A 15,885-nucleotide genomic window follows, 5' to 3' on the forward strand; every position below is an offset into this window, starting at 1 on the left:
CTTCGAAGCGGGGTTTTTCGTTGATGGGTCAGTCGCCCATCTGCTTTTGCAGGTGCTCGCGCCGTTCCTGCGCGTCAAGCGATAGCGTGGCAATCGGGCGGGCGTCCAGGCGCTCGATGCCGATTTCCTCGTCTGTCTCTTCGCAATAACCGTAGCGGCCGTCCTCGATGCGACGCAGTGCACCGTCGATCTTGGAGATGAGCTTGCGGTAGCGATCGCGGGTACGAAGTTCCAGCGAGTTTTCCGTTTCGCGGGTGGCCCGTTCGGCTTCGTCGCCGACATCGCGGACTTCTTCGCGGAGGTTATCCATCGTCTGGCGCGATTCTTCCACCAACTGGTCGCGCCAATCGCGCAGCTTGTTGCGGAAGTAGGCCAGGTGACGGGGATTCATGTATTCCTCGTCGCCCTTCGGGCGGTAGCCCTTGGGGAGGTCCACAGTGGTCGTGGCGGGCAAAGCGTAGCGCCCGTCTTCACGGGTGACGCCGTTGTCGTTCGAAGCAGAAGCAAGACTATTCATTCGTGATTGCGCAGACTTTTCGTTCTTGTGTGAGGAACTGCCCACCGCCGACGCCTTGCGAGGCGCGACCGACGTGGCCGTGGCGGATTTGCCGGCCGCGGCCTGGGGCACGTGGCGGCTCGGTGCAGCAGGTGCGGGAGCGGCGGTCTTCGCGACCGGCGCCTTGGCAACCTTGGGCGATGGTACCGCAGGCTTGATGACTTGTGCCTTCTTGCTCGCCACGATGGGCGTTTTTCCTACAGGTTTTTTCGCTGGCACGGTTTTGGCGGGTGCCTTCGACGGTGTCTTGGCAGTCGCCTTCTTCACCGGCGCGGTCTTGACGGGCGCGGCTTTCTTCGCCACGGGTGCTGCCTTCTTCACGGGCGTTGCCTTCTTGGTGGCGGGCGCGGCTTTTTTCACCGGTGCCTTTGCGACGGTTTTCTTCGCCGGCGCGGGCTTGGCCACCGGTTTCTTGGCCGGCGTCTTCACGGTCTTCACCGCCTTGGACGCCTTGGTGGCCTTGACGGCTTTCGCTGCCTTGGCGGCCTGGGCTACCGGCTTGGCCGGCTTCCTGGCCTCACTGGCACCACCTGCCGCTTTCTTGGCCGGAGTCTTGGATACTGCAGAACTACGTGTGTTCTTCACCATGTCCTTCACCCAGTGTTCGCCCCCCCGGCGGCGGGCTGTTATAGCCGAATATGACTTACCCCGGCAACCGCCTTCTGAAATACTAGCCCCTTCCACTGTCGTCGGGGCGCCATACACTCCACGACAGCCGCCTCCCAATCACGAGTACCCCGAACCGCCCCGTGTCCCGATTCCTGCAATGGCTGTTGCGTCAGTACAAGCGCTGGATTAGCCCGCTACTGGGCCAGCGCTGCCGTTTCCATCCCAGCTGTTCGGATTACGCCCGGGTGGCGATCGCGCGTTTCGGGGCGTCACGTGGCAGTGTGCTGGCCGCATGGCGGCTGCTTCGCTGCCAGCCCCTGTGTACCGGGGGTCACGACCCCGTCCCCGACCATTTCACCTTCGCGCGCTGTCGCGCGCATGGAGAGCAGATTCCATGACCAATGCGTGGCTGATCCGTAACGCTGAATTGATCAACGAGAACAAGCGGCTGCACGCCGACGTACGCGTCCGCGACGGCCGCATCGCCGCCATTGCCCGGGAACTGACCCCCGAGGACGGCGAACAGGTGATTGACGCCACGGGCCTGTGGTTGCTGCCCGGCATGATCGACGACCAGGTGCACTTCCGTGAACCGGGCCTTACCCACAAAGCTGACATAGGCCACGAATCGCGTGCCTGCGCCGCCGGCGGCATCACCAGCTTCATGGAAATGCCCAACACCAGGCCGCCGGCGCTCGACCGCGACACGCTGGAAGCGAAGTACACCCGTGCGGCCGAAACCTCCGCGGTGAACTACGCCTTTTACATGGGTGCCAGCAACGACAACCTCGAAGCGATCCGCGCGCTCGATCCGACCACCTCCCCGGGTGTGAAGGTGTTCATGGGAGCCTCTACCGGCAACATGCTGGTGGACGACCCCGAGGTACTGGACGGGATCTTCCGCGATTGCCCGACGGTGATCATCACGCACTGTGAAGACACCCCGATGATCGACGCAAACCTGGCCCGGGCACACGAAAAGTACGGCGAGGACATTCCCGCGCGTGAACACCCGCTGATCCGCTCGCGCGAGGCCTGCATCAAAAGCACCCGGCTTGCCATCGAACTTGCCCGCAAGCACGACACCCGCCTGCATGTGCTGCACATTTCCACCGCCGAGGAACTGGCCCTGTTCGAGCCTGGCCCGGTGGCCAGCAAGCGGATCACCGCCGAGACCTGCGTGCACTACCTGCATTTCGATGCCGATGATTACGAAGAAAAAGGCTTCCTGATCAAATGCAACCCGGCGATCAAGATGGCGTCGGACCGCGAAGCGATCACCCGCGCGGTGGCTGAAGGCCGCATCGACGTGCTGGCCACCGACCACGCGCCGCACCTTTTGGAAGAAAAGGCCGGAAAATACGACAAGGCACCTTCGGGCCTGCCACTGGTGCAGTACGCCCTGCAGGCTGCGATCGAGCGCGTGATCGAGGGCAAGCTCACCCTTGAGCGCGTGGTCGAAGCCGTGTGCCATGCCCCGGCGATCCTGTTCGACGTGGTCGACCGCGGCTTCCTGCGCGAAGGCTACGCCGCGGACCTGGTGCTGGTGGATCCGAACACGCCGCACACCGTCACGCGCGATGAAGTGCTGTCCAAGTGCGGCTGGTCGCCGTTCGAGGGCACCACCTTCACCGCCAGCATCGCCGCTACCTTCGTCAACGGCCAGCGCGTGTGGGACGGTGAGAAGGTGGACGACTCCGTACGCGGCCAGCGGCTGGCGTTCGCGCGTTGAGGTACTGGTTTGCGGCTCCCGCCGCGCTCCTGGCAGTCTTCGCCGCCAGCGCGGCGCCGATCCCTGCCCGGCTTTCCCAGGGCGGCATCGTGGTGGCCCATGTGCCTCCAGGCTCTCGCGTTACCGTGGCGGGCAAGGACGTGCGCGTGGGCGGCGACGGCACGGTGGTGTTCGGTGCAGGTCGCGACGAACAGGGGCCGCTGAATGTCGACGTGACCGGCCCCCGAGGCACCGTGCGCCACATAGCGATTGCGATCGAAGCACGTGACTGGCCGATCGAGCGCGTTACGGGTTTGCCGCCGCAAACGGTAAATCCCGATCCGGCGCTGGCCGCACGCATCGCCCGTGAGCAGGCTGAAGTCGCCGCCGTACGCAGCCGCGACGACAACCGCGAAGACTTCGCCCATGGCTTCATATGGCCGGTCACCGGCCGCATCAGCGGCCGCTTCGGCAACCAGCGTATCTACAACGGCGATCCGAAGGCTCCCCATTCGGGCATGGATATCGCCGTTCCCACCGGCACGCCGATCAAGGCACCGGCGGCGGGTATCGTGACCTTCGCAAAGCCCAGCCTTTATCTCACCGGCGGTACCGTGGTGATCGACCACGGCTTCGGGCTGTCATCGAACTTCCTGCACATGTCGCGTATCGACGTGAAACCCGGCCAACACCTTGTCCAGGGCCAGGTGATCGGCGCGGCCGGCATGACCGGACGCGCCACCGGGCCGCACGTGCACTGGGGCTTCAACTGGTTTGGCGTGAGGCTCGATCCCCTGCTGCTGCCGGGGATCGACAAGCCTTAAGTCAGGCCCTTGCCCGCATAGGCCACGGCATCGTGAGGATGCAGGCTTTCGTGATGCGCGATGCGTACGTGGAAATCGGCGATGCCAGGCATGGCATCGAGGGTTTGCTGCACGCGGCGGGCGGCATCTTCGCAGAACATCAGGTTGGCACCGTTGGCCAGTGCGAAGGCCTGTTCGTCCTCGCGCTTGACCGCCGTCTGCACCGCGGTGCCGAGCGACGCTTCCACCGCGTCGATGATCGCCAGCAGCTTCGGCGGGTTCATCGCCGCCGGGCGGATACACAGCTTGGCCGTGCTGCGCTGGGCATGCGGCGTGGCCACGATGCCTTTCTCCGTGCCCAGCCAGCGCAGGATCACCTCGTGTTCAAGCGCTTGGCCGGGTTTGAAATCCTCAGCGAAGCGTTGCTGGATCATCTGCCGCGATAGCGCAGCGGAGGCAGGGCACGTAGAGGAGTACACGACATCCGTACCGATTTCCATGCTGAACTTGCCATCGGCAAGTACCGCTTCCAGCCGCACGGGATACGCGCGCCAACCGCTGTTGTCGCTGCGCAGGGCGCGACGGCGGATGAGTTGATCAAAGTGGATCACCACGCGCGCGGCATCGGACAGCCCCTCGTGGGAGGCCAGGAACGATTCGAGAAGCCTGCGCAGCATCGCCTCATCCACCGGGCCGGCGCTCAGCGCTTCGTCCACCAGCAGATACAGGCGGGACATGTGGATGCCGCGGGCGTCTTCCCTGGCCAGGTTGACGAAGGCCCCGACGCGGGCACTGGTCTGACGCACCTGGCCGTCTCCGGCGTCGAACTGCACCGGCATTTCCATACCATCCATGCCTACCCAGTCCAGGACACCGGAGCCTGAGGCGTGCGGCAGCGAGGCCACGTCCGGCAGCGATGAGGAGGGGCGGTCTTCATTGAACATGGCAAACAGTTCCTGGCGCGGGGAGGCGGGCAGCTAGTCGATCACAATGGGGCTGGGGCGGGGTCATGGCAATGGTGAGTGCCGGCGAACGCTGCGTTCGGCCCATGTTCCTATCGGGATTGGGTCGCCCGACGGGAGTTCCGCGCAGCGCGCCAGGCGAATAGCGCGGTGCTGGGACCGCCCACGGCAGGTGGCTGCTTGAGCACGGCCAGCGGCTCCACAGCCCGGGCAGCCTGTTCCGCCCGGCGCCGGGCCTGGCGGAGCGTCATGGCGCGGAATAGCGACAGCGGCGCGCCGGGTGCGGCCGCCTGGCGCAGGGCCGCGGCGATATCGCCCGCCTGCGCTTTCACCGCGTCGCGACGGGCTGGGCCGTCCATACGCAAACCAGCGCGGGTGAGGCCAAAACGCGCCATGCGTGCCATCGGCAGGGCCAGGCGCTCAACTTCGGCTTGCTCGTCCACCATGGCCAGCGATCCGAGCAGATGGGCCTGGGTGGCCACCGCGGTGGCCCGGCCGGGGTCGGCGCCGGCGCCAAACCACCAGCCCGTCTCCAGCCGGGCCAGGGCGCCATGCAGGATAGTGGTGGCCGCTACCTGGGCCGGGAAATCGGCCGCGGTACCTTCCTCGAGCTGGCCCATCGCGGCCAGCACGGGCGCAATCCAGAACTCCATGGGCAGGACATCGGCCTGGGGCTGGTTGAACAACACCCGGGTAAGCGGATGACGTCCTCCACTGGCACGGGCGCCGGAGAGCTCCTCGGCCCACCAGTTGAGCTTCACCGCAGCCACCTGCGCCTCGCGGATGCCGTAGGCAGCGCCCACGATCTCCCGTTCGAAGGCCGCCAGAGCGACATGGCCGTTGCGCGATGCAGGATCCAGGAAGCCCAGGGCCACCCGCTGCTGCGGATCGGAAGCCAGCCATTGATCGACGTAACTCTGGAATGCCGCGTCGCTCATGCGTGTACGGGCAAGCCCAGCACCGCTGCGAACTCGGCTACGGTGTCCACCACGAGGTCCGCGCCCCAGGTGCGCGGGTCGCCACCGTCGAGGTAACCCCAACCCACGGCCACGGTATAACACCCGGCAGCGCGTCCGGCCTCGACGTCACGGCGATCGTCGCCGACGAACAGGCATTGGGAAGGATCGACACCGGCCCGTTCGCACGCCAGCAGCACGGGCGCCGGATCGGGCTTCTTCACAGGCAGTGTATCGCCGGACACCACGCTTGCCGCGCGCAGGTCCATCTTCAACGCAGCCAGCAGGCGGTCGGTGAGGAAACCGGGCTTGTTGGTGACGATGCCCCAGGGCACGCCTCGTTCTTCCAACGCCAGCAAAGTTTCATCCATGCCATCAAACGCACGTGTATGCACCGCGATGTCACGCTCGTAGCGGGCGAGGTAGCCGGGCATGCGTTCGATCAGGCTTGCACTGGAATCATGTGGGTAGGCCGTGGCCAGGATGGCGCGGGAACCACGCGAAACCACCTGCCGAACCATGTCGAATGGCGGGGGTGACACGCCGTCGTCGGCGCACACCGATTCAAGCGCGGCATACAGATCAAGCGCGGTATCGAGGATGGTGCCGTCGAGGTCCAGGAATACCCCGGCCAGCGGCTGCGGCAATGGCTTCATGCCGGCCGCGTCGCGGCAAGGATGTAATTCACCTGTGTCATGCCAGTGAGCCAGGCCTTGCGCGAAAGCGGGTTGTACCCCAGGCCCTTGACCTCATCGAGTTCCAGCCCTGCCCGGCGCAGCAGGGCGCCTAGCTCGGAGGGCTTGAGGAACTGCGCGTAGTGGTGCGTGCCACGCGGCAACATGCGGGTGATGTATTCGGCGCCGACGATGGCCGCACCGAAGGCCAGCGGCGTGCGGTTGATGGTGCTCATGAATACTCGGCCGCCCGGCTTCACCATGCGGGCGAGATCCTGCACCAGCGCGGCAGGATCGGGGACGTGCTCGATCAGCTCCATGCAGCAGACCGCGTCGAATGTATCGGCTTCGGCGAGCGCAAGCTCATGCGAGCCCTGCACGCGGTAGTCCACGGAAAGATTGGATTCATACAGATGCAATCTGGCGATGCCGATCACCTTCTCGCCAAGATCGATGCCGGTGACCTGAGCCCCGGCACGGGCAAGGGCTTCGCTCAGCAAGCCTCCACCGCAGCCTACATCCGCCACCCTGGCGCCGCGCAGGGTGATGCGATCGGCGATGAAACCGGCGCGCACGGGGTTCAGGTCGTGCAGCGGGCGCGATTCGCCGTTTGGATCCCACCAGCCCGTCGCGAGTTTGCCGAAACGGGCGATTTCCGCGGCACTGACATTGGCGTTCGTGGCGTGTTCCATGAGATTTCCTTCGAGTGCCAGAAGCAGATCAGACCGCGGCGATGCGCTCGCGCCACTGGCGGGTGCGCGCACGCAGGGCGTCGGTGTCGACGTCGGCAAGGATGCCGTCGACGAGCTTGCGCACGCCAGCGATCCATACATCGCTCACCTGGTGGCGCGCGGCCGCGTACACCAGCTGCGATGCCACATGATAGAGCGGCTGGGTTTCCAGGTCGTCCAGACGTACGGCGGTGAGGTCGGCCTGCTTGCCAGGTTCGATCGAACCGACCCGCTCGCCCAGGCCGATCGCGCGGGCGCCTTCAAGGGTTGCCGAACGCAGCACGGATGCCGCGTCGAAGGCCGACGCATCCTGGGCCACGGCCTTGGCCAACAACGCCGCGGTACGCATCTCGCCGAACATGTCCAGGTCATTGTTCGAGGCGCAGCCGTCGGTGCCGATGGCCACGCGCACGCCGGCCTGGCGGAGCTTGTGCACGGGACAGAAGCCCGAGGCGAGCTTGAGGTTCGACTCCGGGCAATGCACCACGCTCACGCCGTGCTCGGCGCAGGTGGCGATCTCGGTGTCGGTGAGTTGGGTCATGTGCACCGCGACCAGGCTGTCGTTGACGATTCCCAAGCGCTGCAGGCGCTGGAACGGGCGGATACCGTGGTCGCGTTTGCTGTCTTCCACTTCCTGGGCCGTCTCGTGCGTATGCAAATGCACGGGAATGTCCAGCTGGTCGGCCAGTACGCGGATGCGCTCGAAGCTTTCGTCCGACACGGTGTAGGGCGCGTGCGGCACGAAGGCGGTACTCAAGAGCGAGTGGCCACGGAAGCTGTCGTGAACTTCCAGGGCGCGGGCAAAGTAGTCGTCCTGGGTGGTGGCCCAGGCACTGGGAAACTGGATCACCGGCAGCCCCACCACCGCACGAAAGCCCATGCGGTTGAAAGTGGCGCCGATCACGTCGGGGAAGAAATAGTTTTCGTTGACGCACGTCGTGCCGCCGCGGATCATCTCGGCCACTGCCAGTTCCACGCCGTCGCGGATGAACTCCGGACCCATGAAGGCGCCTTCCACCGGCCAGATGTGCTCGTTCAGCCATGTCATCAGCGGCAGGTCGTCGGCCAGCCCGCGCAGCAGTGTCATCGGACTGTGCGTGTGGGCGTTGACCAGGCCTGGCATCAGGGCGTGTTCGGGCAGGCTCACCGACTGGCGCGGCTCGTACAGGGCGCGCGCCTCATTGATGGGCAGGATGGCAAGGATCGTGTTGCCATCCACCACCACGGCGTGGCCTTCAAGCACCACGCCATGCGGTTCGACGGGGACCACCCAGCGGGCCTCGATCACGAGGTCGACGGCGGCACCGAGCGGTAGTGTCATATCGTTACTTCACGCGGCTGTAGTATTCACCGGTACGAGTGTCCACGCGGATGATTTCATCCTGGTTGACGAAGAGTGGCACGCGCACCACGGCGCCCGTCTCGAGCTTGGCGGGCTTGCCACCGCCACCTGAAGTGTCGCCACGGACACCAGGATCGGTCTCGACGATCTTCAGGTCGACGAAGTTCGGCGGGGTGACCGAGATGGGGCGGCCGTTCCACAAGGTAACCACGCACTCTTCCTCGCCCTTGAGCCACTTGCCCGCGTCGCCGGCGGCGGTTTCATCGGCCTGGTGCTGCTCGAATGTCTCCTGTTGCATGAAGTGCCAGAACTCGCCGTCGTTGTAGAGGTACTGCATATCGGTGTCGACCACGTCCGCGCCCTCGAAGGAGTCGCTCGACTTCAGGGTTTTTTCCGTGGTGCGGCCGTTGATCAGGTTGCGGATGCGGATGCGGGTGAAGGCCTGGCCCTTGCCCGGCTTGACGAACTCCGCCTCGACGACGACGTAGGGATCGCCGTCGACGATGATCTTCACGCCATTCTTGACGTCGTTGAGACCGTATGTGGCCATGCCTTATAAACTCCGGGATGAAAAAACCGCTGTCCCCAGCGGCTAAAATGATCGATATCGCAGGCGGCGCCCGCCTGCACCTAGGCCCACCATGATACCCGGAAGCCCCGCCAGCCGCCTATCTCACGCCGCGCCCGACTGGCGCGCGGCGTGGCGCGACGCCGTCACCGACCCGCTGGAGCTGCTTTCCATGCTGGGCCTGCCGCACCTGGCAGCGAGCCTTCCCGCCGATGACGCGGGTTTTGCCATGAGGGTGCCGCGGGGATTCGTCCAGCGCATGATCCATGGCGACGCCCGCGACCCGCTACTGCTGCAGGTGCTGCCCCAGCTGGCGGAGATGGAAACCGTCCCGGGTTTCAGCCACGACGCCGTGGGCGACCTGGCCTCACGCGGCGCCCAGGGCCTTCTTCACAAGTACCAGGGCCGGGCGCTGCTGATCGCCAGCGGCAGCTGCGCGGTGAACTGCCGCTACTGTTTCCGCCGGCATTTTCCCTATGGCGAGGAAATCGCCGCGGCCGGTGCCTGGCGCCAGGCGCTGGAGCATGTTGCCGGCGACACCTCCATCACCGAGCTGATCCTTTCCGGAGGCGACCCGCTCTCCCTGGCTACCGGCAAGCTCGCCGAACTCACCGACCGGCTGCGCGCCCTGCCCCATGTACGCCGCCTGCGCATCCACACCCGGCTGCCGGTGGTGCTGCCCGAGCGTATCGACGATGCCTTCATCCAATGGCTTGACGACGTGCCGCTGCAGAAGGTGGTGGTCCTGCACGCCAATCACGCCAACGAATTCGATGGAGATGTCGAAGAAGCCTGCCGGCGCCTCCGGGACGCCGGGGCGACCCTGCTCAACCAGTCGGTACTGCTGGCCGGGGTGAACGATGACGCCCAGACGCTCAGCGCCCTGAGCGAGCGGCTCTTCGCTGCCGGGGTATTGCCCTATTACCTGCACCAGCTCGACCGCGTGCAGGGCGCCGCCCATTTCCAGGTGAGCGACGCACGGGCACTGGCCCTGGTCCAGGCCATGCGCGAACGGCTGCCCGGATACCTGGTGCCCCGGCTGGTCCGCGAGGAACAGGGTGAGCCCTCCAAGACGCCTCTATAGGGGCCGACACGCTCAAGGACCAACGAAAACCGCCGATGGTATTGGCGCAACGATTGGGGTACAAACTGAAGGGAACGCGAAGCGACCACGGGGGGCAACCTGGCGATCGCGGCCTCACGAATCGCCACCGGCCCAGCATGAAACAAGACAACGTCATCAAGATCGCCTTCGTCGAGGACTCCGTCGAACAGGCCGAGCAGCTGATCAACGTGATGCGCAACGGCGGCATCGCCGTGCGGCCATCGCGCGCGGGTACGCCAGAGGAATTCACCCAGTCGCTGGATGAAAGCCCGGACATCGTGCTGGTGAATCCCTCCACGAAGAAGCTCGACGTTGCCACCGTGGTGCGCCAGGTGGAGGCCAGTGGCAAGGATGTTTCCATCATCGCCATCATCGAGCGATTCAACGAAGACACCATCGCCGATCTCTTCACCGCGGGCATCCGCGGCGTGGCCCTGCGCAGCCGCCCCGAACAGACCCTGGCCATCGTCCGCCGGGAATTCGAATCGCTCACCACCCGACGCCACGTGCGCCGTCTGGAAACCGCGCTGCGCGAATCCGAGCGCCGCTGCGATGCCTTGCTCGACTCCTCCCGCGATGCCATTGCCTATGTGCACGAAGGCATGCACGTGCGCGCGAACCAGGCTTACCTTGAGCAGTTCGGTTTCGAGGAGTTCGACGACATCCTGGGCCTGCCCATCCTGGACATGATCGCCAGCGAAGACGCCGACCGCTTCAAGAGCCTGTTGCGCAACCTCTCGCGCGGCGACAAGCCGCCGGTGGAGCACATCGAATTCCAGGCCCGGCGCGGCGACGGCAACCGGTTCAAGACCATCGTGGAGTTCGCGCACGCCACGTTCGAGGGCGAACCCTGCCTGCAGATCGTCTTCCGCCGCGAAATCATCGACCCGAACGTCGTGGCGCAGCTCACCCGCGATACCGTGACGGGCCTGTGGAACCGCGCCCACACACTGGAACTGGTGGACCGGGCCGTGGCCTCGGCTGCCGACGGCGAGACCGGCAGGGCCCTGCTCCTGGTGGAACCGGACAACTGGAAGGACATCGTGCCGGCGATCGGCATGGGCAATGCCGACCAGCTCTTCGCCGGTATAGCCACCAGGATTCGCGACGTGCTGGACGAGGACGACGAGGCCGGCGTGCTGGGCGAACACACCATCGGCGTGGTGCTGCATGCACGCTCCGATGCCGAAGTGCACGGCCTGATCGAAAACCTGCGCAGTTCCGTGGCGGCACAGATCTTCGACGTTGGTTCGCGTTCGATCACGGTGAGCCTGACCGTCGGCGGCAGCCTGCTGGCCGAGCGCAACGCCAATACCGAGACCCTGCTCGAGCAAGCCAGCACGGCGCTGCGCAACGCGCAGAGCCAGGGCGGCAACCGCAGCGAGGTGCACGATCCTTCAGCTCGTGAAAAGGCCGATGCCGAACGCGACCTGTACTGGCTGAACCTGGTCCGCGATGCGCTGGAAAGCGACAACTTCCTGCTTTACCACCAGCAGATCATCAGCCTGCAGGATGCCGCCGGCGAGTTCTACGAGATCCTGGTGCGCATGCGCGGGCCCAACGGCGACGTCCTGCCCAGTTACTTCATGCCGGTGGCCGAACGCCACGGCATGCTGCCCGCGGTTGATCGCTGGGTGCTGGACCACGCTTTGGATACCCTGCGCCAGCGGGAGCGCGATGGCCTGACGACAACGTATTTCGTCAAACTCACCCTGGCATCCCTGCACGATGCCACGCTGTTGCCATGGCTCGCCCAGCGCATGGGCGATGCGAAACTCCGCCGCAGCACGATCGTGGTGGAGATGCCCGAGAGCAAGGTACTGACCAGCCTGCGCCCGGCCCAGGAGTTCGTCACCGCCTGGAAAAAGGTGGGCGGCCGCTTCGGCCTGGAGCAGTTCGGCTCGGGCCTGAATTCCTTCCAGATGCTCACGCATGTAGACGCCGACTACCTGAAGATCGACCGCAGCTTCATGACCGAACTCCCGCAGCACCCGGAGAACCAGAAGAAAATCGCCGAGATATGCACCCAGGCCCGCACCCAGGGCAAGCAGACCATCGCCGAGTGGGTGGAAGATGCGGCCAGTACGTCGCTACTGTTCGCCTGCGGCGTGGACTTCGTGCAGGGCAACTTCCTGCAGGAACCTGTGATGGTGGTGGCGGACAGGCACGACTTTACGCACGCCTGACGCACACAAATCCCACGCACGGAAAAACCTTCGTGGCGCGAGCCCCGAAGGTTTTTCTTATCCAGGCACTGCGTTTGGGGGCGGGCCGATGAAAGCTCCCGCCCCGCGCCGAATTACTTGGCGGCAGCAGCGGCCTTGGCGGCCTTGATATTGGCAGCCTTGATGTTGGCGGCGGCGGCGACGTCTTCCTTGATGCGGGCAGCCTTGCCTTCCAGACCGCGCAGGTAGTACAGCTTGGCGCCGCGGACCTTGCCCTTGCGCTTGACGGTGACCGAGTCGATCGTCGGGCTGTGGGCCTGGAAGACGCGCTCGACGCCGGTGCCGTGCGAGATCTTGCGCACGGTGAAGGCCGAATGCAGGCCGCGACTACGCTTGGCGATGACAATGCCCTCGAACGCCTGGACGCGCTCGCGGTTGCCTTCCTTCACCTTGACGTTGACGACGACCGTATCGCCAGGACCGAAATCCGGCAGCTGGCGGACGATCTGCTCGGATTCGAACTGTTCGATGAGTTTGTTCATGGCACACCCGTTCAAAAATTTCAGTGCTGCGAGCCGTTGTCGGCCTCAGCTTGTTGAAGCCGTGAGTATTCACGGCGGAATTCATCCAGCAAAGCCCTCGATTTATCATCGAGCACCCGCTGCGTGAGCAGATCCGGCCGACGGAGCCAGGTACGGCCCAGGGACTGCTTCAGGCGCCAGCGCGCAATGGCTGCGTGGTCGCCGGAAAGAAGTACCTCCGGAACACCGCCCCATGCGTCGTGCTGCACGGGCCGGGTGTAATGCGGGCAGTCCAGCAGGCCGTCTGAGAACGAATCCTGCTGGGCGGAGAGCGCGTCGTTCAACGCGCCTTCCTGGAGCCGGCCCACGGCGTCGATCACAATCGCTGCCGCAAGCTCGCCACCTGACAGTACATAATCGCCGATCGAGAGCTCCTCGTCGACCTCATGTGCCAACAGGCGTTCATCCACGCCTTCGTATCGTCCGCAAACCAGGGCAATGCGCGGCATGGCTGCCAGCGCCTTGACCCTGCCCTGCGTCAGCCGCGTTCCCTGCGGACTGAGGTAAATCACGTGCACCGGTTCCGGTGCTGCCTCGCGGACCGCCGCAAGGGCCGCCCGCAAGGGCTCGATCAGCATCACCATGCCGGGCCCGCCCCCGAAGGGTCGGCCATCCACCGTGCGGTGGACATCATGGGTGAAATCGCGCGGGTTGAAGGTTTCAACCTGCAACAGCTTGCGCTGCTGCGCGCGCCCCACGACACCTACCGCGGCGGACTGCTGCACGAAGTCGGGAAACAGCGTGACGACATCGATGCGCATGGTCCTGCCTTCGAAAGCTAGAATTCAGGATCCCAGTCGACCACCATGCGACCGGTGGGAATATCCACCGAACGCACGTACGAACCCTGGACGAAAGGAATCAGACGCTCTTTGTCTGCGCTCCTGACCACCATCACGTCGTTGGCACCGGTGGCGAACAGGTGGCTTACCCGCCCCAACGGTACGTCGTTGATGGTGACTACCTCTAAACCTTCGAGGTCGGTCCAGTAGTACTCGCCCGGTGACGGCGCCGGAAGCAGCTCGCGGGCCACGGTGATTTCCGTGCCCGTCAGCGCTGCGGCGCCCTCGCGATCGTCGATGCCAGGCAGGCGGGCCACGATGCCCTTGCCCTGCTGCCTGCCCTCGACGTTCCGGACTTCACGATCGATCCCCGGTGCGGTGAGGCGCCAGGGCTGGTAATCGAAAATGCGCATGCGGGGCTCGGTCCACGACTCGAGCTTGACCCAACCCTGCACGCCGTACACCCCAACGATGCGTCCGACTCGGACGCTCCGTCCGGGCGATGACATCAGGCAGCCTGCTTGCCGGCTTCCTTGACCAGGGCGCGGACCTTGTCCGTGCACTGGGCACCCTTGGCGATCCAGGCCTGGATACGGGCCACGTCGATCTCCAGACGCTTGTCCTTGCCGGCGGCGACGGGGTTGTAAAAGCCCACGCGCTCGATATTGCGGCCATCACGCTTGTTGCGACCGTCGGTCACGATGACGTGATAAAACGGACGGCCCTTGGCGCCGCCGCGCGAAAGACGGATCTTAACCATAGTTACTTGCTCCAGAATCGCCGGGGACCGGCAGGCGCACGAGATTCGTGCGCGGTAGACCGTGCATTCTAGCGAGTGCGACGGAAAAAGGAAGGGGTAACCCCTAAAAAAAACTTCAATTAAATCCGCGAAGAAGCCTTCCAGACAGGCTTTTGCCAAGCCCGGCGACTTAGCGCATCGGTGGGAAGCCACCGCCCCCCATGCCCTTCATGGCACCGGCCATCTGGCGCATCAGCCCCTTGGCACCGCCACGGGCGAGCTTGGACATCATTTTTTCCATCTGCATGAACTGCTTGAGCAGTCGGTTGACGTCGGCCGGCTGGGTGCCCGAGCCACGGGCCACGCGGGCCTTGCGCGAGCCGTTCAGGAGATCCGGGTGGCGGCGCTCCTTCTTGGTCATCGAGCCGATGATGGCCACCATGCGGCCGATTTCCTTGTCGTTGACCCGGGATTTGACGTTTTCCGGCAGGTTCGACACACCCGGCAACTTGTCCATGAGGCCGGCCAGGCCGCCCATGTTGTTCATCTGCTCGAGCTGGTCGCGCATGTCGTTCAGGTCGAAGCGCTTGCCCTTGATCACCTTCTGGGCGAGCTTGTTGGCCTTGTCCTGGTCGACCTTGCGCTCGACTTCCTCGACCAGCGACAGCACGTCGCCCATCCCCAGGATGCGCTGGGCCACGCGGTCGGGATGGAACGGCTCCAGGGCGTCGGTTTTCTCGCCCGCGCCCAGGAACTTCACCGGACGGCCGGTGACGTAGCGCACCGACAGCGCGGCACCGCCGCGGGCGTCACCGTCGGCCTTGGTCAGCACCACGCCGGTGAGCGGCAGGGCCTCTGAGAATGCCTTGGCCGTGTTGGCGGCATCCTGACCAGTCATCGAATCGACCACGAACAGGGTCTCGATGGGGTTCAACGCGGTATGCAGGTGCTTGATCTCGGCCATCATCTCGGCGTCGACATGCAGACGGCCGGCGGTATCGACGATCAGCACGTCGACCACCTCGCGGCGGGCGGCTTCCAGCGCGGCCTTCGCAATGGCGACCGGATCCTGTCCACCATCGGAGGGGAAGAAGGAAACTTCCACCTGGCCGGCCAGGGTTTTCAGCTGCTCGATGGCGGCCGGACGGTAGACGTCGCAACTGACCACCATCACTTTCTTCTTCTTGCGCTCCTTCAGGAAGCGCGCAAGCTTGGCCACGGTGGTGGTTTTGCCGGCGCCCTGCAGGCCCGCCATCAGCACGACGGCCGGGGGCGTGGCGGCAAGGTTCAGTTCCGCATTGGCGGTGCCCATGACGGCGGTGAGCTCGTCGCTGACCACCTTGACCAGGGCCTGGCCCGGCGAGAGGCTCTTCATGACCTCCTGACCGACGGCGCGCACCTTTACCCGTTCGATCAGCGCCTGCACCACTGGCAGGGCCACGTCCGCCTCGAGCAAGGCAATGCGTACCTCGCGCAAGCTTTCGCGGATGTTTTCCTCCGTCAGGCGACCACGACCGCGCAGGCGGTTGACGGTTTCAGAAAGACGGGAGCTTAAGGAATCGAACATGGGATGCCGGTGATGACAGACGGATAAGTCCGCG

17 protein-coding genes are annotated in these 15,885 nt (G+C 65.0%); 5 read left to right on the top strand and 12 right to left on the bottom strand.

Features of this window, described 5'->3' with window-relative positions; all coding sequences use genetic code 11:
• Positions 1-28: 28 nt before the first annotated feature.
• Complete coding sequence (dksA, locus tag VGM61_RS10640) at positions 29-1,144, bottom strand: RNA polymerase-binding protein DksA (protein WP_331522784.1); 1,116 nt, start codon at positions 1,142-1,144, stop codon at positions 29-31.
• 161 nt (positions 1,145-1,305) lie between these two features.
• On the opposite strand from dksA, the gene yidD reads away from it, so the two are divergent.
• Genes yidD through VGM61_RS10655 form a run of 3 tightly spaced genes read left to right on the top strand, consistent with a single transcriptional unit; the run spans position 1,306 to position 3,700 of the window.
• Entirely contained in the window at positions 1,306-1,563 is a 258-nt protein-coding gene (gene yidD / locus VGM61_RS10645) for a membrane protein insertion efficiency factor YidD (protein WP_331522785.1), read from the top strand.
• Positions 1,560-2,897, top strand: coding sequence for a dihydroorotase (locus VGM61_RS10650; protein WP_331522786.1), 1,338 nt, complete (start codon positions 1,560-1,562; stop codon positions 2,895-2,897). The genes yidD and VGM61_RS10650 overlap by 4 nt, the downstream gene beginning before the upstream one ends.
• A 29-nt stretch (positions 2,898-2,926) precedes the next feature.
• Positions 2,927-3,700: a M23 family metallopeptidase gene (locus tag VGM61_RS10655; RefSeq protein ID WP_331522951.1), complete on the top strand. Its 774-nt coding sequence runs from the start codon at positions 2,927-2,929 to the stop codon at positions 3,698-3,700.
• Here VGM61_RS10655 and folE2 read toward each other — a convergent pair.
• The 6 genes from folE2 to efp form a co-directional block, all read right to left on the bottom strand.
• Positions 3,697-4,623, bottom strand: coding sequence for a GTP cyclohydrolase FolE2 (gene folE2, locus VGM61_RS10660; protein ID WP_331522787.1), 927 nt, complete (start codon positions 4,621-4,623; stop codon positions 3,697-3,699). The two genes, VGM61_RS10655 and folE2, sit on opposite strands and share 4 nt — an antisense overlap.
• Before the next feature lie 110 nt (positions 4,624-4,733).
• Positions 4,734-5,579, bottom strand: coding sequence for a squalene/phytoene synthase family protein (locus VGM61_RS10665; protein WP_331522788.1), 846 nt, complete (start codon positions 5,577-5,579; stop codon positions 4,734-4,736).
• A complete protein-coding gene (locus VGM61_RS10670) occupies positions 5,576-6,253 on the bottom strand; it encodes an HAD-IA family hydrolase (protein WP_331522789.1) in 678 nt (225 codons plus the stop codon). Before VGM61_RS10670 ends, VGM61_RS10665 begins: the two co-directional genes overlap by 4 nt.
• On the bottom strand, positions 6,250-6,963 hold the full coding sequence (gene ubiG, locus VGM61_RS10675) for a bifunctional 2-polyprenyl-6-hydroxyphenol methylase/3-demethylubiquinol 3-O-methyltransferase UbiG (protein WP_331522790.1): 714 nt from the start codon (positions 6,961-6,963) through the stop codon (positions 6,250-6,252). The genes VGM61_RS10670 and ubiG overlap by 4 nt, the downstream gene beginning before the upstream one ends.
• Positions 6,964-6,991: 28 nt before the next feature.
• A complete protein-coding gene (locus VGM61_RS10680) occupies positions 6,992-8,323 on the bottom strand; it encodes a TRZ/ATZ family hydrolase (protein WP_331522791.1) in 1,332 nt (443 codons plus the stop codon).
• Positions 8,324-8,327: 4 nt separating this feature from the next.
• Entirely contained in the window at positions 8,328-8,894 is a 567-nt protein-coding gene (gene efp / locus VGM61_RS10685) for an elongation factor P (RefSeq protein WP_331522792.1), read from the bottom strand.
• 91 nt (positions 8,895-8,985) lie between these two features.
• Here efp and epmB point away from each other — a divergent pair, with 91 nt between their 5' ends.
• Both epmB and VGM61_RS10695 read left to right on the top strand, forming a co-directional pair.
• On the top strand, positions 8,986-9,996 hold the full coding sequence (gene epmB, locus VGM61_RS10690; protein WP_331522793.1) for an EF-P beta-lysylation protein EpmB: 1,011 nt from the start codon (positions 8,986-8,988) through the stop codon (positions 9,994-9,996).
• Positions 9,997-10,133: 137 nt separating this feature from the next.
• A complete protein-coding gene (locus VGM61_RS10695; protein ID WP_331522794.1) occupies positions 10,134-12,203 on the top strand; it encodes an EAL domain-containing protein in 2,070 nt (689 codons plus the stop codon).
• A 113-nt stretch (positions 12,204-12,316) separates the two neighbouring features.
• Here VGM61_RS10695 and rplS read toward each other — a convergent pair whose 3' ends face one another.
• From rplS to ffh, 5 genes are all read right to left on the bottom strand, one after another.
• Positions 12,317-12,724 (bottom strand): 50S ribosomal protein L19, encoded by a 408-nt coding sequence (rplS, locus tag VGM61_RS10700; RefSeq protein WP_331522795.1) that lies wholly within the window; start codon positions 12,722-12,724, stop codon positions 12,317-12,319.
• Between the two features lie 20 nt (positions 12,725-12,744).
• Positions 12,745-13,524 carry a tRNA (guanosine(37)-N1)-methyltransferase TrmD gene (trmD, locus tag VGM61_RS10705; RefSeq protein WP_331522796.1) on the bottom strand — a complete coding sequence of 260 codons (780 nt, stop codon included), beginning with the start codon at positions 13,522-13,524 and terminating at the stop codon, positions 12,745-12,747.
• Positions 13,525-13,541: 17 nt separating this feature from the next.
• On the bottom strand, positions 13,542-14,054 hold the full coding sequence (gene rimM, locus VGM61_RS10710; protein ID WP_331522797.1) for a ribosome maturation factor RimM: 513 nt from the start codon (positions 14,052-14,054) through the stop codon (positions 13,542-13,544).
• The gene (gene rpsP / locus VGM61_RS10715; RefSeq protein ID WP_331522798.1) at positions 14,054-14,305 is read right to left on the bottom strand and encodes a 30S ribosomal protein S16; all 252 of its coding nucleotides are present in this window, start codon (positions 14,303-14,305) and stop codon (positions 14,054-14,056) included. The genes rimM and rpsP overlap by 1 nt, the downstream gene beginning before the upstream one ends.
• Before the next feature lie 169 nt (positions 14,306-14,474).
• Positions 14,475-15,851 (bottom strand): signal recognition particle protein, encoded by a 1,377-nt coding sequence (gene ffh, locus VGM61_RS10720; RefSeq protein ID WP_331522799.1) that lies wholly within the window; start codon positions 15,849-15,851, stop codon positions 14,475-14,477.
• Positions 15,852-15,885 lie beyond the last annotated feature (34 nt).

Source organism: Pinirhizobacter sp. (assembly GCF_036499745.1).
Taxonomy (GTDB): domain Bacteria; phylum Pseudomonadota; class Gammaproteobacteria; order Xanthomonadales; family Rhodanobacteraceae; genus Pinirhizobacter.

Bases quoted from the DNA above. Each gene is read 5' to 3' on its own strand.
- ubiG (WP_331522790.1), bottom strand. From the start codon at position 6,963: ATGGAACACGCCACGAACGCCAATGTCAGTGCCGCGGAAATCGCCCGT.
- ffh (WP_331522799.1), bottom strand. From the start codon at position 15,851: ATGTTCGATTCCTTAAGCTCCCGTCTTTCTGAAACCGTCAACCGCCTG.
- rpsP (WP_331522798.1), bottom strand. From the start codon at position 14,305: ATGGTTAAGATCCGTCTTTCGCGCGGCGGCGCCAAGGGCCGTCCGTTT.
- trmD (WP_331522796.1), bottom strand. From the start codon at position 13,524: ATGCGCATCGATGTCGTCACGCTGTTTCCCGACTTCGTGCAGCAGTCC.
- rimM (WP_331522797.1), bottom strand. From the start codon at position 14,054: ATGTCATCGCCCGGACGGAGCGTCCGAGTCGGACGCATCGTTGGGGTG.
- rplS (WP_331522795.1), bottom strand. From the start codon at position 12,724: ATGAACAAACTCATCGAACAGTTCGAATCCGAGCAGATCGTCCGCCAG.
- VGM61_RS10665 (WP_331522788.1), bottom strand. From the start codon at position 5,579: ATGAGCGACGCGGCATTCCAGAGTTACGTCGATCAATGGCTGGCTTCC.
- VGM61_RS10670 (WP_331522789.1), bottom strand. From the start codon at position 6,253: ATGAAGCCATTGCCGCAGCCGCTGGCCGGGGTATTCCTGGACCTCGAC.
- efp (WP_331522792.1), bottom strand. From the start codon at position 8,894: ATGGCCACATACGGTCTCAACGACGTCAAGAATGGCGTGAAGATCATC.
- VGM61_RS10695 (WP_331522794.1), top strand. From the start codon at position 10,134: ATGAAACAAGACAACGTCATCAAGATCGCCTTCGTCGAGGACTCCGTC.
- epmB (WP_331522793.1), top strand. From the start codon at position 8,986: ATGATACCCGGAAGCCCCGCCAGCCGCCTATCTCACGCCGCGCCCGAC.
- VGM61_RS10680 (WP_331522791.1), bottom strand. From the start codon at position 8,323: ATGACACTACCGCTCGGTGCCGCCGTCGACCTCGTGATCGAGGCCCGC.
- folE2 (WP_331522787.1), bottom strand. From the start codon at position 4,623: ATGTTCAATGAAGACCGCCCCTCCTCATCGCTGCCGGACGTGGCCTCG.
- dksA (WP_331522784.1), bottom strand. From the start codon at position 1,144: ATGGTGAAGAACACACGTAGTTCTGCAGTATCCAAGACTCCGGCCAAG.
- VGM61_RS10650 (WP_331522786.1), top strand. From the start codon at position 1,560: ATGACCAATGCGTGGCTGATCCGTAACGCTGAATTGATCAACGAGAAC.